Annotated in this window: 19 protein-coding genes and 1 tRNA gene; 10 read left to right on the top strand and 10 right to left on the bottom strand. The window is 59.3% G+C overall.

All coding sequences use genetic code 11. The features are described 5' to 3' along the window. Positions 1–98 precede the first annotated feature (98 nt). Positions 99–776, top strand: coding sequence for a Crp/Fnr family transcriptional regulator (locus O3649_RS00245; protein WP_005504653.1), 678 nt, complete (start codon positions 99–101; stop codon positions 774–776). Positions 777–922: 146 nt separating this feature from the next. Here O3649_RS00245 and O3649_RS00240 read toward each other — a convergent pair whose 3' ends face one another. The 3 genes from O3649_RS00240 to O3649_RS00230 all read right to left on the bottom strand — a co-directional run bounded on the left by O3649_RS00240 (position 923) and on the right by O3649_RS00230 (position 2,962). Continuing rightward, complete coding sequence (locus O3649_RS00240; protein WP_371572246.1) at positions 923–2,098, bottom strand: NUDIX hydrolase; 1,176 nt, start codon at positions 2,096–2,098, stop codon at positions 923–925. Beyond that, positions 2,091–2,573 carry a RidA family protein gene (locus tag O3649_RS00235; protein ID WP_005508253.1) on the bottom strand — a complete coding sequence of 161 codons (483 nt, stop codon included), beginning with the start codon at positions 2,571–2,573 and terminating at the stop codon, positions 2,091–2,093. Before O3649_RS00235 ends, O3649_RS00240 begins: the two co-directional genes overlap by 8 nt. A 185-nt stretch (positions 2,574–2,758) precedes the next feature. Next, complete coding sequence (locus O3649_RS00230) at positions 2,759–2,962, bottom strand: hypothetical protein (protein WP_005504647.1); 204 nt, start codon at positions 2,960–2,962, stop codon at positions 2,759–2,761. Positions 2,963–3,128: 166 nt separating this feature from the next. On the opposite strand from O3649_RS00230, the gene O3649_RS00225 reads away from it, so the two are divergent. The 5 genes from O3649_RS00225 (at position 3,129) to O3649_RS00205 (ending at position 10,421) form a co-directional block, all read left to right on the top strand. Then, on the top strand, positions 3,129–5,273 hold the full coding sequence (locus O3649_RS00225; RefSeq protein WP_371572244.1) for a transglycosylase domain-containing protein: 2,145 nt from the start codon (positions 3,129–3,131) through the stop codon (positions 5,271–5,273). 40 nt (positions 5,274–5,313) lie between these two features. Then, entirely contained in the window at positions 5,314–6,333 is a 1,020-nt protein-coding gene (locus O3649_RS00220) for a metallophosphoesterase (RefSeq protein ID WP_371572242.1), read from the top strand. Continuing rightward, positions 6,333–8,375, top strand: a complete 2,043-nt coding sequence (locus O3649_RS00215; protein WP_371572240.1) for an ABC transporter ATP-binding protein — start codon at positions 6,333–6,335, stop codon at positions 8,373–8,375. The genes O3649_RS00220 and O3649_RS00215 overlap by 1 nt, the downstream gene beginning before the upstream one ends. Beyond that, a complete protein-coding gene (locus O3649_RS00210) occupies positions 8,375–10,237 on the top strand; it encodes an ABC transporter ATP-binding protein (RefSeq protein ID WP_371572238.1) in 1,863 nt (620 codons plus the stop codon). Before O3649_RS00215 ends, O3649_RS00210 begins: the two co-directional genes overlap by 1 nt. A 110-nt stretch (positions 10,238–10,347) precedes the next feature. Then, positions 10,348–10,421, top strand: a tRNA-Pro gene (locus tag O3649_RS00205). A 138-nt stretch (positions 10,422–10,559) separates the two neighbouring features. Here O3649_RS00205 and O3649_RS00200 read toward each other — a convergent pair. Then, positions 10,560–11,693 (bottom strand): hypothetical protein, encoded by a 1,134-nt coding sequence (locus O3649_RS00200; RefSeq protein WP_371572236.1) that lies wholly within the window; start codon positions 11,691–11,693, stop codon positions 10,560–10,562. A gap of 378 nt (positions 11,694–12,071) precedes the next feature. Between O3649_RS00200 and O3649_RS00195 the strand changes: the two genes are divergently transcribed. Both O3649_RS00195 and O3649_RS00190 read left to right on the top strand, forming a co-directional pair. Then, positions 12,072–13,655 carry a cation:proton antiporter gene (locus O3649_RS00195; RefSeq protein ID WP_371572234.1) on the top strand — a complete coding sequence of 528 codons (1,584 nt, stop codon included), beginning with the start codon at positions 12,072–12,074 and terminating at the stop codon, positions 13,653–13,655. Between the two features lie 608 nt (positions 13,656–14,263). Continuing rightward, entirely contained in the window at positions 14,264–15,823 is a 1,560-nt protein-coding gene (locus O3649_RS00190; RefSeq protein ID WP_314893161.1) for a molybdopterin-dependent oxidoreductase, read from the top strand. 199 nt (positions 15,824–16,022) lie between these two features. On the opposite strand, the gene O3649_RS00185 is transcribed toward O3649_RS00190, so the two are convergent. From O3649_RS00185 to O3649_RS00175, 3 genes are read right to left on the bottom strand one after another with little or no spacing between them, the layout of a single operon-like run. After that, positions 16,023–16,667 (bottom strand): LUD domain-containing protein, encoded by a 645-nt coding sequence (locus tag O3649_RS00185; RefSeq protein WP_049347182.1) that lies wholly within the window; start codon positions 16,665–16,667, stop codon positions 16,023–16,025. Then, positions 16,667–18,295 carry a lactate utilization protein B gene (locus O3649_RS00180; RefSeq protein ID WP_371572232.1) on the bottom strand — a complete coding sequence of 543 codons (1,629 nt, stop codon included), beginning with the start codon at positions 18,293–18,295 and terminating at the stop codon, positions 16,667–16,669. The genes O3649_RS00185 and O3649_RS00180 overlap by 1 nt, the downstream gene beginning before the upstream one ends. 16 nt (positions 18,296–18,311) lie before the next feature. Further along, the gene (locus O3649_RS00175) at positions 18,312–19,106 is read right to left on the bottom strand and encodes a (Fe-S)-binding protein (protein WP_005504630.1); all 795 of its coding nucleotides are present in this window, start codon (positions 19,104–19,106) and stop codon (positions 18,312–18,314) included. A gap of 843 nt (positions 19,107–19,949) precedes the next feature. Between O3649_RS00175 and O3649_RS00170 the strand changes: the two genes are divergently transcribed. Both O3649_RS00170 and O3649_RS00165 read left to right on the top strand, forming a co-directional pair. Next, a complete protein-coding gene (locus O3649_RS00170) occupies positions 19,950–21,623 on the top strand; it encodes an L-lactate permease (protein ID WP_070649925.1) in 1,674 nt (557 codons plus the stop codon). Between the two features lie 234 nt (positions 21,624–21,857). After that, positions 21,858–22,721 carry a FadR/GntR family transcriptional regulator gene (locus O3649_RS00165; RefSeq protein ID WP_371572230.1) on the top strand — a complete coding sequence of 288 codons (864 nt, stop codon included), beginning with the start codon at positions 21,858–21,860 and terminating at the stop codon, positions 22,719–22,721. 109 nt (positions 22,722–22,830) lie between these two features. Here O3649_RS00165 and O3649_RS00160 read toward each other — a convergent pair whose 3' ends face one another. The 3 genes from O3649_RS00160 to O3649_RS00150 are packed head-to-tail and all read right to left on the bottom strand — an operon-like array spanning position 22,831 to position 25,981. Further along, positions 22,831–23,988, bottom strand: a complete 1,158-nt coding sequence (locus O3649_RS00160; protein WP_371572228.1) for an ABC transporter permease — start codon at positions 23,986–23,988, stop codon at positions 22,831–22,833. After that, on the bottom strand, positions 23,989–24,765 hold the full coding sequence (locus O3649_RS00155; protein WP_102033513.1) for an ABC transporter ATP-binding protein: 777 nt from the start codon (positions 24,763–24,765) through the stop codon (positions 23,989–23,991). Between the two features lies 1 nt (position 24,766). After that, complete coding sequence (locus tag O3649_RS00150) at positions 24,767–25,981, bottom strand: peptidoglycan-binding protein (protein ID WP_102033514.1); 1,215 nt, start codon at positions 25,979–25,981, stop codon at positions 24,767–24,769. Positions 25,982–26,133: the final 152 nt, after the last annotated feature.

Below are 26,133 nucleotides of genomic sequence, written 5' to 3'. Positions count from 1 at the left end.
TCTCACATTTCAGATGTTGAGACGCATGGCACCGGTTCGGGCTCACTCACTGAACATTTACGAGCTTCGGCTCATCACCTCACATCTAGGAGAACTTTATGGATCTCGAGATCCTCCGTCGTACCCCTCTCTTTGCTAACCTCGACGACGCAGCTTTCGCTCTGCTGACCGATGACATTCAGGAGATTGACCTCTCCCGCAACGCTGTCCTTTTCTACGAGGGTGACCAGGACGATCAGCTCTTCGCTGTGCTCTCCGGTAAGGTCAAGCTGGGCCGCACCGCCGCTGACGGCCGCGAGAACATGGTCGCGATTATGGGTCCCGGTGATGTTTTCGGCGAGATGGCTCTCTTCGACCCCTCGCCCCGTTCGACCAACGCTGTGGCTGTTTCTGAGACCCGCTTGGCTGCCATCAAGCACGAGTCCTTCAAGCGCGCACAGCAGCTGGATCCCTCGATTTCCGATCAGGTCATTAAGACTCTGGCTCGCCGCCTGCGCCACGCTAACGAGGCACTGGCTGACCTGGTCTTCTCCGACGTTCCCGGCCGCCTCGCTAAGGCACTGCTGGACCTGGCTGACCGCTTCGGCCGCCCCGCAACCGACGGTGTGCTCGTTGCTCACGAGCTGACCCAGGAAGAGCTGGCACAGCTGGTTGGTGCATCCCGCGAGACCGTGAACAAGGCTCTTGCCGAGTTCGTTTCTCGCGGCTGGATCCGCCTGGAGGCACGCGCAGTTGTCATTCTGGACCTGCCCCGCCTGCGCCAGCGTTCCCGCTAAGGTCTCTTTGAGTTAGGGCATTCTAGGACGCCCTCGCTAAAAGACGCACGACTTAAATAAATCAGAAGCCATTTCCCTCTGCCTGGGGAAACGGCTCCTGATTTCTTTAACGCTTCATCTCGAAAGCAAGTGTAGGCGGCAGCTCGCTAGAGCACGCCCATTGCGCCGGTGTACATGGAACCGGTCGTAGCCGGAACCACCTCGGTGAAGGAGAGCATGCACGCACCGTTGTGGGTGACGAGCACGGGCTTCTTCACCTCAATATTGCGGCGCTTGGACAGCCAGGCCACGGAAGTCTGGGCCTTCGCCAAAGATTCGAGCAGGCACATCACGCCGGGGGTGATGAGCTGGTCGAGGGTACGGCCCACCGTATTGGACTGACCGATGCGGTCGCCCAGTTCACTGGTGTCCTTAGCTTCGAGCAGTTCACGCACGTTCAGCCAGTCGCCCCACACACCCTTACCGAGCAGCAGCTTCGGGTCCTGGCCTACGGGTAGCGCCGTGGTGAAGTAGGCAATGTCGTAACGCTTGAGGAAGAAGTCCGGGGACTGCCAACGCGCTACGGGGCGCAGCAGGTCGGCGCGTACGCTCAGACCGCTGGAGGTCAAGAAGTTAGAGAAGCTCTTGTCCTGCTCGGCAACCGCTTCACGCCACGCCATGAGCTCAGGGGTGCTGGAGCGCTCCACGACGTCCTGTTCGTCCTCACCAGCGAGCAGAATGCCGGTCTCTTCAAAGGATTCACGCACGGCAGCCATGACGCTGCGGCGTGCTTGAGCAATATCGGAGAAGTGGAACTGCTCTTCCCAGTATTCGGCACCGGGGCCGACCCAGGAGGCCGCCTCATCATCACCGGGAAGAGCCGTGCCGCCGGGGAAAGCCACCACGCCCAACGGAGAGGTGCCGGGGCGGTAGGTCAGAATCGTTTCGAGGCCGTTGTCACCATCGCGCACAAAAATGACGGATGCCGCCTGGCGCATCGTACAGCCGGTCGCACCTTCGTTACCGCCTTCACGCCAACTTTCGGCTGCGGTGCGCATGAACTCGGGAATCGTGTAGAGACGCTGGATGCAGGAGGTTCGCGGGTTAGCCGCAGACTGGCGGCCGGTAAACATGCGGGGGCGTTCCACGCCTTCAGCCGGGGTGGGGGTGCCGAAGCGGCGTTCCTGCACCGGCAGGGGCAGAGTCTTGATATCCTGTGATTCGCCGGATCCGTGACCGTCTATACCGTTCACCGTCTTTTGGGCGCCACTTTGTGCTGCCCGCTGAGCCTGGGCAGCACGAATAGCAGACAGCGGCAGCGCGCCGGTGTACAGATTAGACATATTCAACAATGATCTCGACCTCTACGGGCGAGTCCAGGGGAAGAACGGGAACGCCGACGGCGGAGCGGGCGTGCTGGCCTGCCTCACCGAAGATTTCGCCGAGCAGTTCGGATGCGCCGTTAATGACGGCGGGCTGAGCGGTGAAGTTCACCTCGGATGCCACGAAGCCGACAACCTTCACGACGCGCTGCACGCGGTCCAGGTCGCCAATGACGGACTTGACCGCTGCCAGGGCGTTGAGCAGGCTGATACCCGCGTACTTCTTCGCATTCTCGGGGGTCACGAAGCCTTCAGCACCGGAGTCGGACACCTTACCGGTTTCGGGCAGGGCGCCCTCAACGAAGGGCAGCTGACCGGAGGTGTACACGTAGGAGCCGGAAGTAACAGCCGGAACGTAGGCTGCGACGGGGGCGGGTGCTACGGGCAGTTCGTAACCGAGTTCGCGGATACGTGCTTCAATACGGGATTCAGTCATGATTACTCCAGAAGGATGGCGGGTGCTGGCACCCAAACGGTGATAGGGGAAATGCCGTAAATCTAAACGCTACTGATATTCAGGCAGCTGTTAAACGGCTAACCGGCGGCCTTCCTCATCTATTCCCGCGCTCCCCTAGTTAAAGGAGAGCCGGGATAGCGAGGTGACCGCCGGGTACGCTGCTCTTAGTCAGCCTTCTCGCGCTTAAAGTAGGCGATGGGGTTGCCCTGAGTCGGAGCGACCATGTTCGATGCGGGGGTTGCGCCAGCAGGTGCGGATGCGCCGGGGAGAACGGTTACGAGCTCCCAGCCGTCTTCACCCCAGTTGTCGAGGATTGCCTTGGTCGTGTGGATCATCAGCGGTACAGTTGCGTATTCCCATTTCTTCATACCCTCTAGCCTATCGCCCGGTGTTCAATAAGTAAAAGGGATTCACTATGGTTTTGGTCAATGTCCGGCGCTTTTGGGGGCTTTATTCTCAGGGCTGAGGCGCCCACCTCCCTGTGGGGTGGCGAGACGGGCTTTCTCTCACAGCTTCATGGGATAAACTGAATGAATGGCTTCATCTAAGAAAACCCGTGCGCGTCGCCGCCCGGGAGATTTTTTGCAGTTCCTCGCGTTCAGCGTGATTGCCGGTTTCCTCGCGGCAATTATTGTCGTACCCCCGGCAGTGAGTGCCGGTATGGTCGCGAACGCGTCGATGTCATGGTTCCAGGACCTTCCTGACGACATTGCCGATGGCATCTCCTCCCGTCCTTCTACTATTTACGCTGCTGACGGCAAGACCGAAATCGCAACCTTCTTTGAAGAGAACCGTGAACCGGTCAAGCTGGATCAGATTTCTCAGCACATGAAGGACGCTATCGTCTCAGTGGAGGACCGTGACTTCTACAACCACGGTGCGGTCTCCGCTATCGGTATCGGTCGTGCGTTCTTGAACAACATCATTAACTCCAACAGCGGCCGCCGTCAGGGTGCATCCACCCTGACCCAGCAGTACGTTAACAACCTCATTGTTGACTCCGCTGTGGCTCGTGGTGAGGACGCAACCGCAACCCTGAACGGTAACAAGACCTACGCCGCAAAGATTCGCGAGATGAAGCTTGCGATTTCTATGGAGCAGAACAAGTCCAAGGACGAAATCCTTGAAGGCTACCTGAACATCGTGAACCTTGGCGGTTCGAACTACGGTGTTGAGGCTGCTGCACAGTACTACTGGGGTATTTCCGCTAAGGACCTGAACGTGGCTCAGTCCGCGCTTCTTGCCGGTCTGGTGCAGGCACCGAACGTGTACGACCCGACCGTGAACCCCGAGCTCGCCCGTGAACGCCGCGACATCGTTCTGGGCACCATGCTCCGCGACGGCAAGATTACCGATAAGGAATACAGCGACGCTATCGCCAGCGACATTAAGCTCAACGTCCACACCAAGTCCCAGGGTTGCTCCCTGGCAGGTGATAAGGCGTTCTTCTGCCGCTACGTGGTCAACTACCTGCTGCAGGATGAGTCCCTCGGCGCAACCGCTGAGCTGCGTAACACCGCCATCAAGCGTGGCGGTCTGAAGGTGATCACCACCCTGAACCCCGAGGCTCAGACCGCGGCAAAGCAGGCAGTTGACTCCACCCAGCCCGCAGCAACCAACTGGAACGACGTGAACTCCGCGCTGACCAGTGTTGAGCCCGGCACCGGCCGTGTCATCGCGATGGCACAGAACACTGAGCTCGGCACCCCGGCTGACGCAAACGACCACTCCAAGACCGAGTACAACTACAACGTTGATAGCGCCTACGGTGGTACCCGCGGCTTCCAGCCCGGTTCGACGTTCAAACCGATTATTCTGGCTCAGTGGCTCATCAGCGGCCGCGGCGCTAACGCTACCGTGAACGGTACCCAGCTGTTCTGGCCCACCAGCTTCGGCTGGAACGCCAAGTGCTACGACGGCGGTAAGTACTACTACACCGGTCAGCCGAACGGCTGGTCCTATAAGAACGCAGTCAACGGCGGTCTGACCTACGGTACCGCTGCGTACGGTATTCGCCAGTCGTTGAACTCGTACCTGTACGGCATGCTCTCCCAGCTTGACCTGTGCGATGTGCACGACCTGTCAATCAAGATGCACGCCCTGGACGGTACCGGCGAACCGCTGCACAGCATCCCCGACCTGGGTACCAACATTGGTGGTACCAAGTACGGTATCTCCCCGCTGACCAGCGCATCCATGTACGCTATCTTCGCTTCTGAGGGTAAGTACTGCACCCCGCGCCCCATCGAGAAGATCACCAAGACCAACGGTGAAACCATGAAGGAATACCAGAACCAGTGTGAGCAGGTTCTGGATCCGGACATCGCGAACGGTGTCAGCTGGGTTCTGAAGGGTGTTATCCAGCCTGGCGGTTCCGCTTCTCAGCGCGGTATTGGTCTGCCGAACGGTTCGGCTGCGAAGACCGGTACGAACGATAACTCCTCCCAGACCTGGCAGGTTGGCTACACTCGTGGCCTGTCCACCGCGTCTTGGGTTGGTTCTAACAACCTCGGCTTCCGTTCCCTGAACGGTGTGGGCATTAACGGTCGTGTTCTGAACTATGTGGATGGTGCGACCTACGCCGGTGCTCAGTGGCAGTCGTTCATGAAGACGATCGCACCGAAGTACAACACGAAGGACTTCACCACCCCCAGCGATAAGATTCTGTCGTACAGCTAGAATCACAGCTCATCAGCTGAAGCCTGAAAGGCGATTGATAATGTGTGAAAACGCAGTCAACGCCCGCGTCCCCGTGGCGGTCCCCGGCGCACGCGGCTCCTCCCCGCTCCTGAAGAAGGTAGCGGGGGCGGTAGCCGCCACTGCAGCCTTGGGGGCCGCCACGGCGGCGTATGGGCACTTTATTGAGCTGAACAATTTTCAGCTCCGCACCGAGTCCCTGCCAGTACTGCCCGCCGGTAGTCCTGACTTCAGGATTCTGCATATTTCGGATATGCACATGATCCCGGGCCAGCAGAAGAAGATTGATTTCATGCACTCGCTGGCTGCCCTGGAGCCGGATTTGGTGGTGAACACGGGCGATAACCTCTCCCACGTGGACGGTATGGGTCCGCTGCTGGAGGCGCTCGACCCGCTCATGGATTTCCCCGGCGTGTTTGTGCCCGGCTCGAATTGCTATTTCGCACCCGTCTTCAAGAACCCGGCACGCTACCTGTGGCAGCCGCGCACCCCGCAGATGATTGAGGAGGGCTCGCGTGTAGCACTGCCCATTGAGCGGATGCACGAGGCGTTCGAGTCGCGCGGCTGGACGGGCCTGGTCAACCGCTACGATACGCTGAACCTTAAGGGTCTGCGTCTGGAGTTCTCCGGTGTGGATGACCCGCATCTGCGCTACGATGAGCACCCCGGCTTCGCTCCCGGCGCCTTCGATGAGGGTGAGGAGCCGAGCGTCCGTATCGGCGTGGCGCACGCCCCCTATATGCGTACCCTGCACCGCTTCGTGCAGGACGGTGCGCAGGCTATTTTTGCCGGTCATACGCACGGCGGTCAGGTCTGCCTGCCCGGCGGTCATGCCCTGGTCAGCAACTGCGATTTGCCGCCTTCGCGTGCGAAGGGTGTCAGTGAGCAGTCCGGTATTCCGGTTCAGGTTTCTGCCGGCTTGGGCACCTCTCGTTTTGCGCCGGTGCGTCTGTTCTGCCCGCCGGAGGCAATCCTGGTGACCCTCACGGCTCGTGATCAGGAGCAGGGCGCCTCCGCTACCGCAGCGGGTGGTCATCTCTAATGTCTGAGGCTTCTACAGCACGCACGACTAAGCGCCGCCGTAACCCCTTCTTGGAGACGGCGAGCGAACCGACCCCCGACCCGATCGACTACGCGCACGGTCAGCGTGCCCCGCACACCCTCGCCGCGTATGCACGTCCGATTCGTGTGCGCTGGGGCGTGGGCCTGCTGGTGGCGTTCGGTGCCGGTGCCCTTGAGATTTCCATCCCGCAGGTACTGCAGATTATTGTGGATCATCTCTCGCAGAGCACCACCGAGAGCGCCATCTGGATTGCCGGTGGCCTGGTGCTTCTGCTGGGTATTGCCCACGCCTCCTTCATGTATTGGAGGCGCTGGCTGATTGTGGACCCGACCTCCACGATTGAGCTGTCCATGCGCATGAATTTCTTTGACCGCCTGCTCAGCGCCCCGCTTTCTCTGCTGGATCGTTGGCCCTCCGGTCAGTTGCTGACCCGCTCCATGAGCGATTTGGGGACGATTCGCCGTTGGTTGTCTTTCGGTATTGTTCAGATGCTGACTGTTGCGGTGATGTTCCTGGTCGGTGGCTTCTTCATGCTGCGTTCTTCGCCGTCTCTGGCGCTGGTGTTCGTGGTGACCGTGCCTATTCTGGTGCTGTCGCTGGTGAACTTCACCCGCAAGTACTACCGCGCTTCACATGAGATTCAGCAGATGACGGGCGACCTCTCCACCCGCATTGAGGAGTCGGTGCGCGGTATCCGCGTGATTAAGGCGTTGGGTCGCTCCCCCGAGCAGATTCAGGAATATTCCGAGTCGGTGGACGCCCTACAGGTGCGCGAGTACGGCAGGTCGATGCTGGTGGCTCGTGTTGCCCTGTACCAGGGCCTAATTGTGGGTGTCTCCACGGCAGTGGCGCTGGCTGTGGGCGCTTCGCAGGTTGCGGCGGGCACCTTGAGCCTGGGCGCGATGACCGCCTACTTTGCGGTGCAGACGACCGTGCTCAGCCACGTGACGCGCTCGACCGCGCTGATGTCTGCCTATTTGAGCTATAAGGTGGCATTGGAACGCCACAACGAGGTCATGGACGAGCCCGGCTTTGAGGCGGTGCCGTTGGTTCGTGGCTCCGCGGCTATGTCTGGGCCCGAGCATCCGCAGGGTGCTTCTGATTCGTCAACAGTAGCTGGAGTGTCTGCCGAGGGCGGCTCCGGGAAGGAAACTATGCAGTACCCCAGCGGTGGCGCAGTATCTGTCACTTTCGATCACGTTCAGTTCAGCTACGACGCTGCCAAGGCGCCGGCTGAGGCTACCACTGAGGCGAATTCTGAAGTTGCTTCTGAGACGAAGGCACCCGAGGTTTCGGTGCTGAAGGACGTAAACTTCAAGGTCTTCCCGGGTGAGATTCTGGCGCTGGTGGGTGCAACCGGTAGCGGCAAGTCGACCGTGCTGTCGCTGGTTCCGCGTTTCTACGAGCCGACCTCCGGTTCCCTGCGTTTTGGCACCCGAGATACCGCCGACATGTCTCTTGAGGAGGTGCGCGCCCAGACCGCGTTCGTCTTTGAGGAGGCGGTACTCTTCTCCGGCACGGTCCGCGAGAACGTACTGATGGGCGTTGCCGAGCAGTACGAGCACGGCACCGAGGATGAGGACTACCCCGCCGCAGAAGAGCTGGAGGCGACTCTCCAGACGGCGTTGCAGCTGGCTGCGTGCGATTTCGTGGCGGAGCTTCCGCAGGGTCTGGATACCGTCATTGGTGAGGAGGGTCTGAGCCTTTCGGGTGGTCAGCGTCAGCGTCTGTCGTTGGCGCGCGCTTTGGCGAAGCGCCCCTCCGTGCTGCTGCTGGATGACCCGTTCTCGGCGCTGGATGTGAACACCGAGGAGCGTATTATTACCGGTCTGCGTGAGGGTCTGGAGGGACTGGGCGGCGCTACTACCCTGTTGACGGCGCACCGCCCCTCCACCGTCGCATTGGCGGACCGCGTGCTGCTGATGGTTGATGGTGCTGTGGTCGCCGAGGGCACTCACGCTGAGCTGATGGACTCTTCGGAGCAGTACCGTCAGCTGATGACGATGGAGGAGGAGGCCTAATGGCCCATCATCGTCCGGCGGAGCCGCGGGAGCAGATGAGCCCGCAGGAGCGCGCGGAGACCCGTGAACGCTCGATGGCGCTGTTACGCCAGATGTTGCGCCCGCATCGTGGGGCGTTGGCTCTGTCGATTATTTCGGTGCTTTTGGTCTCGGGTTCCTCGGCGGTTGCGCCGATTCTGATTGCCCGCGTCCTGGATAGTTCCATTGAGCCGCTCAAGCAGGGCGACGTTTCTCCTCTGCTGACCCTGCTGGTATTTTTTGTGGCGGCTACCGCGGTGACCGCGATTTTTTCGTGGGTCAACGTGGCGTACACGGTGCGTGTGTCGCTGGGTGTGGTGGTGTACCTGCGTAAGCGGGTGTTCCGTCACGCGCAGTCGCTGAGCGTGTCGTTCCATGAGCGGTACACCTCGGGCAAGGTCATTTCGCGTTTGACCAGCGATATTGATACGGTCCGCAGCTTCTTGGACAGCGGCATCAGCCAGTTGGCGATTACGTTGCTGTCCATGGTGATTTCTGCGGTCGCTATTTTCCTTCTAGATTGGCGTATTGGTCTGTTCATGCTGGTCATGGGCGTGCCGATTTACTTCTTGACGCGCTGGTTCCAGAAGGCTGCGGTGCCGGTTTTCCGTACGATGCGTACCGAGTCTGCGCATTTGACGAGCCGTTTTGTGGAGACTTTTACGGGTATCCGCGCGGTGAAGGCGTTTGGTGCGGAGGCGCAGATGCGTTATGAGTACGCTCAGGCGTCGGAGCGTTACCGCCTTGCGGTGATGGATTCCATTAAGATTTTCGGCGTCTACTCGCCCGTGCTGATGCTTTTAGGCAATGTGTTTATTGCCGGTGCGCTGGTGTTGGGTGGTTATGCGGTACTGGGCGGTACCATGCAGATCGGTACGTTGCTGGCGCTGGTGATTTACGCGAACCGTGTGTTTGAGCCGGTCATGCAGCTCTCTGAGTTCTACAACATGTTCCAGTCGGCGATGTCTGCGCTGGAGAAGCTGTCGTCATTCTTGGCTGAGGAGCCGGAGGTTGCTGAGCCGGAGCATCCGCATGAGCGCGCTGTAGAGTCTGCTACCGGTACCGCTGCGGGCACGTCCGGCACGGTTCAGGGTGCTCTGGTGGAGCTGGATTCGGCGGTCTTTGGGTACACTTCGGATCGTCACGCTTTGAAGGAGACAAGCCTGCGCATTGAGCCGGGTACGACCGTGGCACTGGTGGGTGCTACGGGTGCCGGTAAGTCGACTATCGCTAAGCTGGTGGCTCGTTTCTACGATGTTTCAGCCGGTCAGGTGCGTATTGACGGCGTGGATGTCCGCCAGTTGGCGGATGCGCAGCTGCGCCGTGAGGTGCTCATGCTGACCCAGGAGGTGTTCCTGTTCTCCGCGTCGATTCTGGAGAATATCCGCATGGGTAACCCGCAGGCGTCCGATGAGCAGGTGAAGGCTGCCGCGAAGGCGGTGGGTGCTGACGCGTTCATTGAGCGTCTGAGTGAGGGCTACGAGTCGCAGCTGGGCCGCGGCGGTATTACCCTGTCGGCGGGTCAGCGTCAGCTGGTGTCGTTTGCTCGTGTGTTCTTGGCGAACCCGCGGGTGCTGATTCTGGATGAGGCGACGGCTTCGCTGGATATCCCGAGTGAGCGTGCGGTGCAGGCGGCGCTGCGAACCGTGTTGGCGGGGCGTACGGCGCTGGTGATTGCGCATCGCCTCTCGACAGTTCTGGGTGCTGATCGTGTGCTGGTGATTCATGAGGGCTCCGTAATGGAGGATGGCTCCCCGCAGCAACTGATTGCCTCCGGCGGTCGTTTTGCGGCGATGTACGCCTCCTGGGATGAGCTGAATCAGGTTCAGGAGACTGAAGCCTAGAAGCTTTATCTGCCCCTCCTCCGAGCGGTGGTGTGCCGCTGTGTTGCGTTCTGAATTTTTTTGGGTTATCCTAGGTGAGTTGCCTACGGTATTCACTGATAGGTCAACATCGGGATGTGGCGCAGCTTGGTAGCGCGCGTCGTTCGGGACGACGAGGTCGCAGGTTCAAATCCTGTCATCCCGACAGATAGCCCCGGTCCTCTGGACCGGGGCTTTGTCGTACCGCAGTATTTTTGCTGCGCAGTTTGAGTGTATAGAAGCGGCCCTCTCCCCGCGCAGGAACGCAGGGAGGGGGCCGCTTTCACGTTGAGTTCAGTTCCGTTTAGCCGCGCCCGGAGATGAGGGCGAGAATCGCCTCCAGGGGGCCGCGTCCGGCAATGGAGCGTGCCATGCGTGACCAGAGGGTGCAGAAGCCCAGGGCGATAACAGCGCCGAGTAGCAGGAAGGCGCTCCAGTACACGGCGGTGCCCCAGCCTCCGGTGGCGACGTAGTGCTCGCCGACGGTGAATGCCTTGATGGTGGGTCCGGCGTAGATGATGATTCCGCTCAGCACAATGGAGGCGCTCAGCGACATCTGGCCCAGGCGGGCGATGGGGGTGAGCATTCCCGCCTGTGCGGAGAGCAGGCGCGCGCATTCGGCCCAGAAGTAGAGGGTTGCCGCGAGGTTTAGGGTTAGCAGCACCTGCGGGCTGTTGAGGAAGCCGAGCTCGGTGTAGGGGTTGAAGGTGCGGTAGACGGCGAGCGCCAGCACGGCGAGTACCACGGGGATTGCGAGCTTTGCTTGCAGGTTGTCGTAGAGGCGCACGAGTACGATGCCCAGGCACATGACCCAGATGAGCTGGGCGCTTTGGGCATGGTTGACGCCGTGGCTTGCGAGGAAGGGTAGCTGGACGGCGGTCCACGCATCTGCCTGGGCGGCTACGTCCATGAGCAGGGTGTAGGTCCAGGTAATGAAGGGGCTGGTGACTACCGCTAGCACTGCGATTGCCCACAGGGGCAGGTGCACGACGAATAGGGTCAGCAGGGTGAGTAGCGCCAGGTGCACGAGCATGTCGAAGGGCAGGGAGTAGGAGAAGCCCTGCGCGGGTACGGTCACGCCGGCTTGCGGCAGGTAGGTGATGCCCTGCATGAGTGCCACGCCCAGCAGGAGTAGCGCGAGGAATCGCACGATGGTTCCGGCGAAGAGCTGCGGAAAGTTTGCGGTGCGGGCGTAGCGCCAGGCGGCTGCGCCCAGGATCGCGGCGAAGAGCGGCTCTGCCGGTACGAGGGTCTGAGGAATCCAGAACTTCCAGGACACCGGAATCAGTTGCAGCCAGTATCCGAAGGGGATGAGCAGGCTGAGCACGGCGAAGGCGCGGGCAAGGTCGAGCCCGAGGTCGCGTCGGGTGCCTCCGAGGGAGGCGGCGCGTGCCCCGCTGCTGACGGTGGGGATGGGTTGTGTGCGCCCTGCTGCCATGTCCTCGCTCCTTGTAGTGCCGTGTTTGAGAGTCTGTGCGCCCTGCCAGGGGTGTGTACCCTGCCAGGGGATGTGCGCTGCCAGGGTATCTGCCGCGTCCGGTGGTGTGAGCCGGATGCTCTGGCATAGGTGTTAAGTGTAACGGTGGAAGCTGTGTCTGCTCAGGTGGTGGCGCGGAGGTTTTGCTCTCATGTGGTTTCCTCGTGCGGTTATTTTCGGTGTTCAGGCGCTCGATACGTGCTGTTCAAGTGTTGTTGCACGAGGTTAGGTGTGTACCATTGGTACGTTCTTAAAGGTGGGGCAATCCCGCGGGAGCATGATTTCGCTCCTTTTACTGTCCCAAACGCGCCCCACCTGCACACACCACGTTGAGGTTTTATGTTTTCGACTTTTTCCCCGCTTTTCTTGACGGATTTGGGGACTTCTGGTGCTCTTCTTGCTTCGGGTACGACTCTGTCGGAAGGGTCGAGCCACGATAGCGGCCAGTTTGTGTCCATTTTCTGGATTACGTTGGTTGCGTTGCTGTCGCCGATTCTTTCGCGGCTGACGGGCAAGAAGATCCCTGATGTGGTTTTCCTGCTCATTTTTGGTCTGCTGATTGGCCCGAATATGCTCAACCTTGCCAGCAGTGAGGGCGGTATCCCGCTGCTGAAGGAGCTGGGCTTGGGCATGCTCTTTTTGATTGCGGGCTTTGAGATTAACGTGTCGTCGTTGCGTAGCCGTCAGGGTTATAGCGCTATTGCCACGTGGGTGGTGTGCTTTGCTCTGGGTATGACGGGTGCGGCGGTTATTACGTCGTTCTCGCATGAGCTGAATACGTATATTGCGGTGGGCGTGGCGTTGAGTTCCACGGCCTTGGGCACGCTATTGCCGATGTTGAAGTCTCACGGTGCTGCCGGTACGCCGGTGGGTAATGCGGTGCTGGTGCACGGTGCTGTGGGTGAGCTTCTGCCGATTTTCGCTATTTCACTACTGCTGTCTTCGCGTTCGCCGGGCATGGCGTTTGTGGTGTTGCTGGCGTTTATGGTGGTGGCGGTGATTGTGGCGCTGATTCCTCACCGTCTGTTTGCGCATGTGCCGGGTCTGCGTCAGATTATGGCTGCGGAGGCGAATACGACCGGTCAGACGGTTCTGCGTCTTGCCATGTTCCTGCTGGCGACCCTAATCATGTGCACTGCCCTCTTTGATTTGGATGCGGTGCTCGGTTCCTTTGCGGCGGGCCTTATTCTGCGTACCCTGACCCCTCCGGCGGCTTTGCATATGATGACTCGTCGCCTTGAGGTGGTTGGTTTTACGTTCATGATTCCGCTGTTCTTTGTGGTTAGCGGTATGGGCATTGATGTCTCTGCTGTGGTGGCTAAGCCTTTGGGTCTGCTTGCCGTGGTGGTGGGTATTCTGCTGTGCCGCGGCGTTCCGGTTCTTTTGGCGGAGCATTTCTTCGATACCCGTTCGGGTCTGACCACTCGCGCACAGAAGGCGCAGTTGGCGTTGTATTCGGCTGCGGGTCTGCCGATTATTGTGGCGGTGACGGAGGTTGCGACCAGTTCGGATCTTTTGGAGGAGTCCACGGCGTCGCTGCTGGTTGCCGGCGGCGCGCTGACGGTTCTGCTGTTCCCGCTATGGGCGTTGGGTATTCGTCAGGCGTTTGGTTCTGGTCAGCCGATTCAGCAGGAGCCGAGCCGTAAGGAGCAGATGAATGCGTTGAAGGCTCAGCGTAATGCGCAGGCGAAGCTTGCCACGGGCATGATTCCGGTGGTTCGTTTGAAGTCGCAGGCTGATTCCGAAACCCAGCCTGATTCTGAGTCCCAGCCTGATTCTGAGTCCCCGGCTGATGCTCAGCCCGGCTCTGCCGAGGCTGCGGGCGCTTCCGCTGGTTCTAGCGTTGCGTCCCGAGCAGCCTCTCGGGCTGGGGCAAAGAAGCGTAAGGGTTCTGCGGAAAATACGGGTTCTGCAGAAATCTAGCAGCGGCTACGGTATGGTTGCCTTCAGCGTTTCAAGGGCGGGTTACGAACCGGTTTGAGCGGGTATCCCGCTTACAGTCACCCCAACCTTATGTGGGTTTAACTTTATAAAACCACACAATACCAGGCAGTTAAGACCCCGCAAACCAACATGCATCCCACATATATGATCAAAACCCACCGCATCCTCTCTTGAGGCTGCGGTGGGTTTTTTACACCCGAGTGACCTTATAAACCGCGGAAAGATGAGAATCTTCCTTAAATTCGGATTTTTTATGCAAATATTACAGAACATGACGTGTCTTAGCTTTCTCGACTGACACTTTGTCCTATAAAATTGAAAGCGGACAGGGATTTTCCCTAAAACACACATAAACCAACATACATACACAGAGCCGCTTCCGCCCCAGCGGGAGCTGGCGCACCTCCCATCTCACACACGGGAGGCGCCCCTTTCGGGAGTATCCGCGACGATACCCCCGGCGGCTCCCAACCATGGAGGAGGATTATATGGTTCAGAAAGGTAACTATTTCTAACTTCGCATCTCAAGGCCTCGCACTGAATCCTAACGATTGTCTGCACACACAGTCATTTCCGAAGGAAATATCATGCACCAACTACTCCTCACCGCGAGCACTGGTGGCGTAGAGCTGGACTTCCCGGCCTGGCTCCGAATTACGCACTTCATCAATTTCATTATGATGGGCTTCCTGATTCGTTCAGGTTGGGAAGTTCTCGCCTCTCACCCCCGCCTGTACTGGAACAACCATTGCACCCCGGGTTCTGAGTGGATTAAGTTCACCAAGGACAAGGTCCCTACCACCCCCGGCGCATTTACTGCGCGCGATGACCAGCGCACCCTGTCTCCCCTGATTTCTCTGCCCGGTAAGGCTCAGATTGGTCTGGGCCGCGCATGGCACGCGCTGGTGACCGTCATCTGGATTGTTAACGGTCTGGTATATGTCTCCCTGCTGTTCCTGACCGGTCAGTGGCGCCGCATCGTCCCGACCAGCTGGGACATCATCCCGCAGGCATGGGAGTCCATCCAGATTTACGCTGGCTTCCAGATTCCCTCGATTGAGCACTTCCAGCCGTACGACGCTCTGCAGCAGATCATGTACTTCACCGTGGTGTTCATCGTGGCACCGCTGATGATTGCAACCGGCCCGATTATGAGCCCGGCATTCTGCGGCCGCTTCCCCGGCTACGTGCGCCTCTTCCGTAACCGCCAGACCGCACGTTCCATCCACTTCCTGGGCATGGCGTTCTACTGCGTCTTCACCGTCATTCACGTGGCGCTGGTGTTCGTGGTTCACCCCCAGTACAACATCGCTCACATGATGCTGAACAAGCCCTACAACGAGGTGGACGCAGCACAGTTCGCTCAGGCAGTCACCATGCTCATTGGCGGCATTGTCTTCGCCGTGGCTCTGTGGATTTTCGCTTCGTACTGGTCCCTGCGCGACCTGCGATTCACTCAGACCTTCATTTGGGGTCTGACCCAGCCGATTCGTAACGTCCTGCTGGACCGCATCACCTCCCGTCAGGTGCAGAAGAAGACCTTCACCGATGCCGACATTTCGCCCTTCCACTGGGTCAACACTCGCCCGCCGACAGAGCGTGAGAGCACCGAGTGGAACCGCCTGAAGGAGCACGAGTTCGTTGACTACCGCCTGGAACTGGGCGGCCTGGTGAAGGAATCCAAGTCCCTGAGCATTGACGAGCTCAAGCAGCTGGGCAAGGAAGTCAACATCACCATGCACACCTGCATGCAGGGTTGGACCGGCATCGCCAAGTGGGAGGGCGTGCGCCTGCGCGACGTTCTCGCACTGGTCGAGAAGACCGACGAGGCACGCTACGTTATGGTGACCTCCTTCGGCCACGTGGGCCACACCTACGACGGCCGACCGACCGAACCCTACTACGAGTGCCTGGACATCTCCATGGCAATGGAAGATGAGACCATCCTGGCGTGGGGCATGAACGACAAGCCCCTGCCGGATGTGTACGGTGGCCCGCTGCGTCTGCGTGCGGACTCCATGCACGGCTACAAGATGGTCAAGTGGGTTCAGAAGATCGAGTGGATCAAGGACTACCGCGATGTTGGCGATGGCCAGGGCGGTAGCCGCGAGGACTCCGGTCTGCAGCACTTCGACGCACGCGCCTAAGCACCCTTACGGGGCGCTACGACGCTAACCGTCGATACACCACCCTATAAAGCACAGAACGGTGGCGGGAAACATGGGCCCGCCACCGTTCGTCTATTCTCTCCACCGTTTTACCGCGGCATGAGGGCATAAAGAAACCGCCCGGGAGCCTTAGCTCTCGGGCGGTTTTCTTTAGAGGTTTGCCTTCTGGCGCTGTACCTTAGGCGTCGTAGATGATGACGTCCAGGGTACGGGGGCCGTGCACACCCTCCACGCGGATCAGCTCGATATCACTGGTTGCCGACGGACCGGAAATCATGGTCACGGGGCGGGTGTAGGTGATACGCTCGATCGACTCGGGGACCAGCTCCACGACGGTGGAACGGGGCACCACGCAGATGTGGTGGTCGGGCACCAGGGTGATGGCGCGGCGACCCTCATCGGGGTTGGTATTCAAGAAGATCGTGCCGGTCTCTGCGCAGGAGACGGTCGAACCGGTCACCACAGCGTCAACTGCGTCCAGTTCCTTCAGGGACAGGCAGCCGGGCTTGAGGGTGCTACCGGAGTCGGTGACGCGCTTGCGGTCAGCGGTGTCAGCCGGCAGCCACTCCATGTTCAGGCCCTCGGGAACCACGTAGGTGGACTTTTCACCCAGGCGCTCTGCGATGACCTCGGAGATGTTCTCCTTGTTCGCGTGGAACACGTTTGCCTTGTAGTCAATGAGGCGGTCGACGAGCATCTCAATGGTCTGCTCTTCGTTCAGCTCGCTGACGCGGCGGTAGTTACGTACGGGCTCGGGGGCGACGGGTGCGTCAGCCAGGGACGAGCGGATACGTGCGAGGATATCTTCCTTAGCAGAGGACATTAGTTGTTCTCCTTAGCTTCACGGGCTTCCTGAGCAGCCTTAGCGTTTGCAGCCGCTTCAGCTGCCTTACCCTTGTTAGCCTCGATGAGGGCCTGAATGTCAACGCGCTGTGCGTTATCGCGTGCCGGAGCCTGACCCTTCTCCTTCTTCCACCAGTTGCGGAAGGATTCCTTGGGAGGCTCGGGGATGTCGCGGTAAGCGGTCCAGCCGCCGACGATACCGGGAACAGCGGTGATCCTGTGCTTGCGGCCGCTGATGAGGCGGGACATGGGCAGACCACGCTCTGCAATGGACATCATCTTGCCGGAGGTGAAGAGCTTCTTCGCGCCGAGCATCATGCCGTCCATCTGCGAGAAGGGAGCCTTCTTGTTACCCTCGAACTCGCGGATAGCGTGCTTGGACTCGACGTCCTTAGCGCGCAGGTGCACGAGGACCTCGGGGAAGTTAATCTTCACGGGGCAGACCTCGTAGCATGCGCCGCAGAGGGAGGATGCGTACGGCAGGGAGTTGTTCTCTGCAGCCTCGATACCGGAGAGCTGCGGGGACAGAATCGCGCCGATGGGGCCCGGGTAGGTGGAGCCGTAGGCGTGACCACCTGCGCGCTCGTACACGGGGCACACGTTCATGCAAGCGGAGCAACGGATGCAACGCAGTGCCTGGCGACCCAGCTCGTCGGACAGAACGGCGGTACGGCCGTTGTCGATGAGGATGACGTGCATGTTCTGCGGGCCGTCACCGGGGGTTACACCGGTCCACATGGAGGTGTAGGGGTTCATGCGCTCACCGGTGGAGGAACGGGGCAGCAACTGCAGGAATGCCTCGTAGTCCTGGAAGGTGGGCAGAATCTTCTCAATACCCATGAAGGTAATGAGGGTGTCGGGCAGGGTCAGGCACATACGGCCGTTACCTTCGGACTCCACGATGGTCAGGGTACCGGTCTCAGCAATACCGAAGTTGGTGCCGGAGACTGCCACGGTGGTGTTCAGGAACTTGTTACGCAGACGGTTACGCGATGCCTCTGCCAGTTCTGCCGGCTCATCGGTGATGTCCGGGTTAATACCCTCAATTTCGCGCAGGAAGATGTCGCGGATTTCGCGGCGGTTGCGGTGAATTGCGGGCACCAGAATGTGGGAGGGGCGGTCGTGGCCGAGCTGGACGATTTCTTCCGCGAGGTCGGTCTCAATAGCGTTGATGCCGTTTTCCTCGAGGAACTCGTTCAGGCCGGTCTCTGCGGTTGCCATGGACTTAATCTTGATGATTTCGTCCACGCCCTGCTCGCGGATCAGGTCCAGAGCAATCTGGTTTGCCTCGGAGGCGTTGCGTGCCCAGTGCACGTGGCCGCCTGCGGCGGTGAAGTTACGCTCGAACTGCTCGAGCAGCTCGGGCAGGTTCGCCAGAACGTAGTTCTTGACGGACTCACCGGTGTTACGCAGGTCCTGCCAGTCGGGCACCTCTGCGGTGACGCGTGCGCGCTTGTTACGGATCGCGTGGGTCACGAAGCGCAGGTTGGCGCGTAGCTGCTCGTTCTTGAGCTCTTCCTTCGCGTACTTGGGGAAGGGGGTTTCTTCGAAAATGTTGCCCTCGCCGTAGTGAACGACCTTGGGCATACCAAGCTGAATAGCGGTCATGAGGTCTTATCTTTCCTTAGCCGATCGAGAGCTCAACACGCTCGGAGTTGATCTTGAGCGGGTTTTCCTTGGTGGATGCGAGGATTTCAGCGAAGTGGATGGTCTGAACGTCCGAGCCGCGACGCATCAGCGCACCGCCGATGTTCATCAGGCAGGAGCAGTCGCCGCCGGTGCAGACGGAAGCACCGGTTGCTTCAACGTTGTCTGCCTTGTCGTTGACCATTGCGCCGGAGACGTCAGCGTTCTTGAAGGAGAAGGTACCACCGAAGCCGCAGCACTGGTCCATGCCCTCGAGCTGGGTGTACTTGATGCCTTCGACGGTGCGGACCAGGTCCTGCTGGCGGGTGCCCAGGCCGAGCATACGCATACCGTGGCAGGAGCTGTGGTAGGTGACGTGCTCGGGGAAGTAGGAGCCGAGCTGCTCAGCAGCGTTGGTGATGCCGAGGATGTCGATCAGCAGCTGGGAAAGCTCGAAGGTGCGGGAAGCGATCTGCTCTGCCTTCAGAGCCAGCGCTTCGTCGCCGCGGCTACGTGCGACCATTGCCTGCTGGTGACGCAGGGAAGCAACGCAGGAGCCGGAGGGTGCAACAGCTACGTCCCAGTCCCAGGAGTCGAAAGCTTCAACGTGGTTCTTGATGACTTCGTAACCGTCATCGAAGTAGCCAGAGTTGACGTGCATCTGAGAGCAGCAGGTCTGGTTCGGGGGGAAGACAACCTCGTGGCCCAGGCGCTCAAGAATTTCGACGGTGGCGCGTGCTACGCGGGGGTACATGCCGTCAACGATGCACGTGGAGAAGAGTGCAATGCGCATGACTTGTCCGTCCTTTCCTCTGTGTTCAGAGTTTCTCGGTCTCACCGCCTGCGTCTGGGGTAGGCGGGGCACAGTCCGAACAAGTTCGGTCTTCCAAAGAAGCGACTCAGATGTATTGAGTCGGGGAAGCTGGGCCGGATGGTTCCGGCTAATGTGCGCGCCCCAAGTGGAGGTGGGATGCGGTGGGATCAGAAACCGTGGTGATGTCTTTTATCTTTCTAGCCATTTAACACCGTTGGACGGCTTTTCTCTAGTTGGAATAGCACATACTTTCCTTGTTAAATAACCGGTTAGGTCGACCTGACCTTAAGGTATATTTCCCTACCTTCCGGTACATGTGACCTCATCTCCCATGCACCCCCCGTAAGACCCCTATATTCTTTTCGCAGATTGAACATTTATCAAACACACAGAAGTGGACCATAAACCCCCTAGAAATCCGCCGTTCTGAAGATTTTATGGTTGTTTTATGGGGCTTTTCCTTTTTAAAACAACATTCTTTTCGGGTATATGCGTCCAAATGAAGACTCTCCCCTGGGTAAACCAATGACCCATACACCCAACTCGTGATGTATCTGAAAATATTCGAGTTTCAGAACCTGGAATTAACTATCAGAACCGCAATATTTCGGCAGTTTCACTGGAAGCGAGCCCAGGTTCCGGTCGCCTTCCACAAAAATGAGTCAGGTCACTTTTGGTGAAACACCACATTATCCGGTACTCTTCTAAACATGCGATCAATGGTCTGACCACATCCCCATGCAGGGAACAATGACTCGTTCCCCACAGAATTATCTATGGTCTGACCACACACAAAACACACCCTGAACCAAAGGAGTTCCAGTGGAAACTTATACCGCTGTAACCAATGCAGTGGGAGGTAGCCTCGGCCTCAGCGCGCTCGTGGCAACCATTCCCCTCCTCACCTTCTTTGTGATGCTACTGGGCGTTAAGGCACGCGCTCACTGGTCCGCACTCGTGGCACTGGCAGCATCCATCCTCGTAGCAGTCCTGGGCTTCCACATGCCCGCTGACCTCGCCGGTCTGAGCGCCGTCCGCGGTGGCATCTACGGCCTGGTCATCTGCTGGGTTATCCTCGGTGCAATCTGGTTCTACCAGCTCACCGTTCTCTCCGGCCGCTTTGAAGACCTGCGCCGCGTCTTCGACCGCCTCGGCGGCGGCGACCTGCGCATCCAGGCTATCCTCATCGCATTCTGCTTCGGCGGTCTGCTCGAGGCACTGGCTGGCTTCGGCGCTCCCGTTGCAATTACCGCAACCATGATTCTCGCCCTGGGCGTTAAGCCCCTCAAGGCTGCTATTACCGTTCTGCTCGCTAACACCGCACCCGTGGCATTCGGCGCAGTTGCTGTCCCGATTACCACCGCAGCTGACGTCGGCGGCAAGGACGCACACGTTATCGCAACCATCGTTGGTCACCAGGCTCCGTTCCTGGCAATGCTCGTTCCGCTCATCCTGCTCGTCATCCTCGACGGTATGAAGGGCCTGAAGGACGCTTGGCTGCCCGCACTGATCATCGGTGTTTCCTTCGCAATTACCCAGTGGGTCACCGCTGCTACCCCCGCGTTCAACCTGACCGACGTTGTTGCTTGCATCGTCTCCATGGGTGTTGCTGTTATCTTCCTGCAGTTCTGGAAGCCGCGCGGCGTCGAGGGCGTTCGTGAACGCTACGGCCTGCCCGCACAGGCTGAAGAGAAGGAAGCTCTGCCCGCCGTTCGCGTCTGGATGGCACTGCTGCCCTACGTCATCGTCGTTGCAATCTTCGGTGTTGCTAACCTGCACGCTGGCCTGAAGGCATGGCTGAAGAGCTTCGTCCTCAAGATCGACATCCAGGCTCTGAGCTCCCGCCTCGTCACCGCTGACGGCAAGCCCGTCAAGGATGCAGTCTACAACTTCGCGTGGATGTCCAACCCCGGCACCCTGCTGATCATCTCCGGTCTGGTTGTTGCTGTGGTCTACTTCTTCTTCAACGAGAAGGGCCGCTACGCCTTCAAGTTCCCGGCAATCTTCACCGAGTTCGGTTCCGTTGTCTACCGCATGCGTTGGTCCATCCTGACCATTGCTTCGGTTCTGGCACTGGCATACGTCATGAACTTCTCTGGTCAGACCATTGCTATGGGTACCTTCCTGGCAGGCCTGGGCACCGTCTACGCGTTCCTCGCACCGGCTCTGGGCTGGATCGGTACCGCTGTGACCGGTTCGGACACCAGTGCGAACGCACTGTTCTCCAAGCTGCAGGTGTCTGCTGCTGAGAACCTGCAGCACGCAGGTATCCACGGCGCAACCCCCGAGCTCATGCTGGCTGCTAACACCACCGGTGGTGTGGTCGGTAAGATGATCTCCCCGCAGTCGCTGGCTATTGCTGCTACCTCCGTGGACATGGAAGGCAAGGAATCCGACATCCTCAAGGCTGTCCTCCCCTGGTCCTTCGCTATGCTCCTGTTCGTCTGCGTCCTGGTCTTCCTGCAGACCAACGTTCTGTCCTTCCTGGTTCCCTAATCTGAGGCTCACCCCTTAGAGAGTTCTTGAGGTGAAAGCCTCAAGGGCCGTAGGACATTCGCCCCGGTATTTTCCGGTGGCCACGGCGGGGCGGCGAACCTTCTCGGTTCTGCCGCCCCGCTTTTTATGTCCTGACCACTCAACGAATAGCCCGAAATATCTCTGAATTAGCTCTGAGATATCTCAGGCGCAGAGTATTTCTTTTCGTTATCCGCCTCGTTATCAGGAGAGATTATGCCTCGTTCTTATGACGATACCCAGCCTGCTGAGGCGCCCCCTGCGGTTGACCGCCAGCCGATTCTGGCGGACCGCAGCTACAGCATCATTCTGGAGACCTTTGAACGGCGCCTGCGCCTGGGTGAGTTGCGTGTGGGCGATAAGCTCCCCTCCGAGCGTGAGCTGGCGGCACGGCACGGCATTTCCCGCCCCTCGGTCCGTGAGGGGTTGAGGGTTCTGAACGCGCTGGGTCTGATTCGTTCCAGCACCGGTTCGGGGCCGAAGTCGGGCGCGATTATCATTTCGGAGCCGTCGGATGCGCTCAGCTGGGCGCTGCGCATGCACATTGCGACCCGTAGCCTGCCGGTGAAGGACGTTGTCTCAACCCGTCTGCTACTGGAGGGCCCTGCGGCGCGTGCGGCGGCTGCCGCGCCGGACACCCCGGAGCGTGCGGCGGCGCTGGAGCGGGCGCGCGTACATCTGGCGGAGATGGATGAGCAGATCAGCGATGAGCGCTTCCATTTCTGCGATACGCGTTTTCACTATGAGCTGTCGAAGCTCGGCGGCAATATTGTGCTTGATACAGTGATTGACTCTCTGCACATGGCGACGATGAGTTATGTGCAGGAGGCGGTTCCTTTCCTAAAGGATTGGGAGGCGGTCAAGCGCACGTTGCAGCAGCAGCATTACGGCATTATTGAGGCGATTGCCTCTCACGATGAGCAGGCAGCCTATGAGCGGGTGTGCGAGCACATTACGTGGTTTTATTCGCTGTCTGACCGTGCTGCGGAGGAGCGGGCGCGGCAGCATCCGGCGCGGGATATTCTGCACGAGGATTTGTGCCACGAGAACGTACATGACGAAGACGTTCACGCCGGCTAGGCTTCGCCCCTCAACCCCATAAACCCACATAGCTAAAGGGCGGTGCCCCGGAAGAATGACCTTCCGGGGCGCCGCCCTTATGCGCCGAGCAATTATTTCAGCGGGGCAATTATTGCAAGAGCTCAAGCGGCTGAACCTTCGTTGCCGCGTAGGCGGGCAATGCACCCGCCACGATGCCCACACCCAAGCCGAGGAAAGGAATCCCTAAGATAAGGGGCGGCAGAGATAGCGCCCATCCGTTGAGAAGGCACACAACCCAGGAACCGAGAATACCGAGGATAAAGCCTCCAAGAGCGCCCAGGGCCCCGAGGAGAGCCGCCTCCGCCAAGAAGCTCACCGCCACATCTCGCCGTCCCAACCCTAATGCACGGTTAATGCCGATTTCCCTGCGGCGTTCCCAGACCGAAATCTGCATGGTCATCACAATGCCGAAGCTTGTCGAGGCGATAAGAACCACCAGGATGATGGTCGTAAGAGCTCGGCTATCCTTCGTCAAGGAAGCACGAAGAGTCACCGGTGAAGGCGGAATCTCAATGTTTGTATCAACGGGGGCACGCTGCGGATCGAGTACCTGCTTGAGCTGTTCCGCGACCGTATCTGCACTTCCTGGATTCACGATGACGTCCATACCGCGTTGCAGGGTGTGGGCTTGCGGCAAGAAAGTGGAGGTGGTCGGCAGGATAAGAGCGCTACTGAGAGCCGCGTTTTTGCCGCCGTCACGGATAATGCCGAGCACGTAAGCTCGCATTCCGTTGACCTCAATCATGTTCCGCCCGGGCTCAGTACTGACCCCTAGCTCTTTTGCGAGGGCAACGCCCAGATAGACGGTAGGCTCACCGGGGCGTTCGCGGGCAGGCTCCGAAAAGTGCCCTTCGACAATGTGCGCACCTCGTGCTTTCAAACCTGCTTCTGAAACGACTGCAAGGGGTGTCTGTTGGCCCTCCTGCCCCGGCCTGTTGACCTGCGGGCGCGTTGTCTGCGTATCGATGGTGACTGTACCGGCAGCTTTGACCTCTGGAACTTGGTTAACACGCCAGAGCAGTTCATCCTCCGGTATATCCCAGGTTTGCGGCTGGAGGCGCACACCGAGCCGGGTGGAATCGTAGCTGGCCAGCTGCGAGCTCGTATTGAGCGCCGATGACTCGCTGACGCCCACAAGCATGATGATGGTGGTTGTTCCCGCGAGCATCGCCAGTACCGTGAGCAGGTTGCGGCGCCAACGACGAACAACTGCAAGGAGAGCGTAGTGAAGGTTGTTCCTTAGCATCTATCCTCCCCTGACAACGGGTTCTTTGAGCGATTGATAGGCCGATTCTTCGGGACGAGTGAGTTCGGGGCTAACGAGCATCCCATCGACCATGTGTAGCTGCCGGTCGCAGCGAGCCGCGATATCGGGTTCATGGGTGATGATGACCAGGCTTTGCTTCTCCGCACGGCCGGCGAGGAGCAGATCCAACACCTTGTGAGAGTTTTCAGTGTCGAGGTTTCCTGTAGGCTCATCGCACAGCAGGATACGCGGGGCGCAAGCTAACGCGCGCGCAACCGCGACTCGTTGCTGTTCACCACCGGACATGTTGCGTGGAAGAACCTCCAGACGGTGCCCCAAACCCACCTGTTCGAGTGCCTGCAACGCACGCTGACGTGCCTGACGGCCCGGTACGCCGCGCATCCGGAGGGTATGGGCAATGCTCTCGGTGGCGTTCAGATGAGCAATGAGGTGGTACGCCTGAAAGACGAAGGCAATATGCTCACGGCGCGCCACTGTTCGCTCGGCGTCGCTGGCGGTGCCCATGTTTTGGCCCAATATTTTCAGCTCACCTTCGGAGGGCTGATCGAGTAGCCCAATGATAGAGAGGAGCGTAGATTTTCCGCTTCCGGAGGCGCCAGTAATGGCCACTGATTCGCCTTCATGAATGCTGAGGGTTGCGTTTTTAAGCGCCCAAGTGGAGGGCGGGAAGAAACGCGCAATATTGTGGCACTCGATATTAGGTTTTGTGGCGGTAGCGCTCGCGGGGAGGGCACGTTCTGTCTCGTGATGAGGCATTTTAGCGCTCCTTCAGCTTCACGACGGTACCTGCCTTGAGTTCTGCAGCGGGGTTGACGAGCTCGCAGATTCCGGCGGAGCACACACCGAGGGTGACGGGAACGCTCTGACCGTTCTCCAGGGTGATGGAGTGCGTTCCGTTTTCTTCGGTTTTGACGGCTGCTTCAAGCACTGCGAGGGCGTTTTCAGCGCCTCGGTTGAGAGTGACGGTTGCTTGAAAACGTGTTGATGCCGTCGTGTTTTCCGGCAAGTCGATTGTGATGGGGTAGCGTTTCCGTGCGGTAGCTCCCTGTGCGGAGGTATCGCTGTTAGGTCGCGCGCTGTTCTGCGCACCGTTGGAGGCACCTGCGTTAGCGCCGCCGTCAGCGTTAGTTGAGCCTTCGGGTGTGAGGGCCGCGCCCAGAGTGCCTTCGAGCGGACTTCCGTTATCGGTAAGAATCTGGACTTTCTGTCCCTCAGCGAGTTCATTGCTGAGAGCGCTACCGTCCGCGGAGAGTACCAGACGGTATCCACCCGCGGATAGGGTGCACAGCGCCGGAGTTGAGGTTTGGCCTTTGGTGCCGCAGCTGTTGTCTACGGTGTATTCATTGCCGTCAGCGAAGAGGTATTCAGAGAGCGGCAGTGCGGTGCTGTAGCGTCCTTCTTCGGTTCGGTCAGTATCCCCGGGAGGGTAGTAGCCACGATCCAGGTAGAAACGGTAGACAGCGTTAGCGGTTGCTTCGCCGTAGTTTCCTTCCTCATCCCAGATACTGTAGCCGAGCGATTCTAGAGCTTCTTGGAGCTGTTTAACATCATCGCCGCGAGCGCCTACGGCAAGGTCGCGGTAGGCGGGAATACTACCCTTGAACGCAATGATGGGACGCTCATTGATAGTGGTGATAATTGAGCCGTTACTCAGCTGGGTACCCGCCTTGGCGCCGTCCCTGGTCACCACTCCTTGAGGGGTTCCTACGGTGTAGCTTCGGGCGGGTGACACGCTAACTTCTCCCGAGTAGGTGCGGGTAACAGTCTGCGTGCTAATTCGGGTTGTTAGTTGCGCGGCGCGGGACGGCTGCGCATTGGATTCAACATTGGTGCGTAGCCCCGTATTAAGTGCGTAGATGGAGAACCCGCCGGTGATGACGAGCAGAATGACGAGCACCGGAACCAGGTAGGCGCGTATGGTTGCCGTCGTAGCGGCGCGGCGGGGGTTTTCTGAACTCTGCTGCGTGTTCATGGGTTCACCTTTCTGCGGTGAAATATGGGGCGGGACTAGAGGTAATTGCTGAGGGAAACAACGTGGCGGGGACTGAATAAAGGGGTGTATCCTCTGCTCTCATCCGCGGGTGAAAGCGGTTGAGAGCAGAGGATCGGTAGAAAAATCTCGCT

This window comes from Rothia sp. 27098_8_29, from assembly GCF_041432785.1.
Lineage (GTDB): Bacteria > Actinomycetota > Actinomycetes > Actinomycetales > Micrococcaceae > Rothia > Rothia mucilaginosa.
This window is presented reverse-complemented; position numbering and strand designations above follow the sequence as displayed.

Excerpts from the sequence above, each read along its gene's own strand:
- O3649_RS00245 (WP_005504653.1), top strand. The coding sequence starts at position 99 with ATGGATCTCGAGATCCTCCGTCGTACCCCTCTCTTTGCTAACCTCGAC.
- O3649_RS00240 (WP_371572246.1), bottom strand. The coding sequence starts at position 2,098 with ATGTCTAATCTGTACACCGGCGCGCTGCCGCTGTCTGCTATTCGTGCT.
- O3649_RS00235 (WP_005508253.1), bottom strand. The coding sequence starts at position 2,573 with ATGACTGAATCCCGTATTGAAGCACGTATCCGCGAACTCGGTTACGAA.
- O3649_RS00230 (WP_005504647.1), bottom strand. The coding sequence starts at position 2,962 with ATGAAGAAATGGGAATACGCAACTGTACCGCTGATGATCCACACGACC.
- O3649_RS00225 (WP_371572244.1), top strand. The coding sequence starts at position 3,129 with ATGGCTTCATCTAAGAAAACCCGTGCGCGTCGCCGCCCGGGAGATTTT.
- O3649_RS00220 (WP_371572242.1), top strand. The coding sequence starts at position 5,314 with ATGTGTGAAAACGCAGTCAACGCCCGCGTCCCCGTGGCGGTCCCCGGC.
- O3649_RS00215 (WP_371572240.1), top strand. The coding sequence starts at position 6,333 with ATGTCTGAGGCTTCTACAGCACGCACGACTAAGCGCCGCCGTAACCCC.
- O3649_RS00210 (WP_371572238.1), top strand. The coding sequence starts at position 8,375 with ATGGCCCATCATCGTCCGGCGGAGCCGCGGGAGCAGATGAGCCCGCAG.
- O3649_RS00200 (WP_371572236.1), bottom strand. The coding sequence starts at position 11,693 with ATGGCAGCAGGGCGCACACAACCCATCCCCACCGTCAGCAGCGGGGCA.
- O3649_RS00195 (WP_371572234.1), top strand. The coding sequence starts at position 12,072 with ATGTTTTCGACTTTTTCCCCGCTTTTCTTGACGGATTTGGGGACTTCT.
- O3649_RS00190 (WP_314893161.1), top strand. The coding sequence starts at position 14,264 with ATGCACCAACTACTCCTCACCGCGAGCACTGGTGGCGTAGAGCTGGAC.
- O3649_RS00185 (WP_049347182.1), bottom strand. The coding sequence starts at position 16,667 with ATGTCCTCTGCTAAGGAAGATATCCTCGCACGTATCCGCTCGTCCCTG.
- O3649_RS00180 (WP_371572232.1), bottom strand. The coding sequence starts at position 18,295 with ATGACCGCTATTCAGCTTGGTATGCCCAAGGTCGTTCACTACGGCGAG.
- O3649_RS00175 (WP_005504630.1), bottom strand. The coding sequence starts at position 19,106 with ATGCGCATTGCACTCTTCTCCACGTGCATCGTTGACGGCATGTACCCC.
- O3649_RS00165 (WP_371572230.1), top strand. The coding sequence starts at position 21,858 with ATGCCTCGTTCTTATGACGATACCCAGCCTGCTGAGGCGCCCCCTGCG.
- O3649_RS00160 (WP_371572228.1), bottom strand. The coding sequence starts at position 23,988 with ATGCTAAGGAACAACCTTCACTACGCTCTCCTTGCAGTTGTTCGTCGT.
- O3649_RS00155 (WP_102033513.1), bottom strand. The coding sequence starts at position 24,765 with ATGCCTCATCACGAGACAGAACGTGCCCTCCCCGCGAGCGCTACCGCC.
- O3649_RS00150 (WP_102033514.1), bottom strand. The coding sequence starts at position 25,981 with ATGAACACGCAGCAGAGTTCAGAAAACCCCCGCCGCGCCGCTACGACG.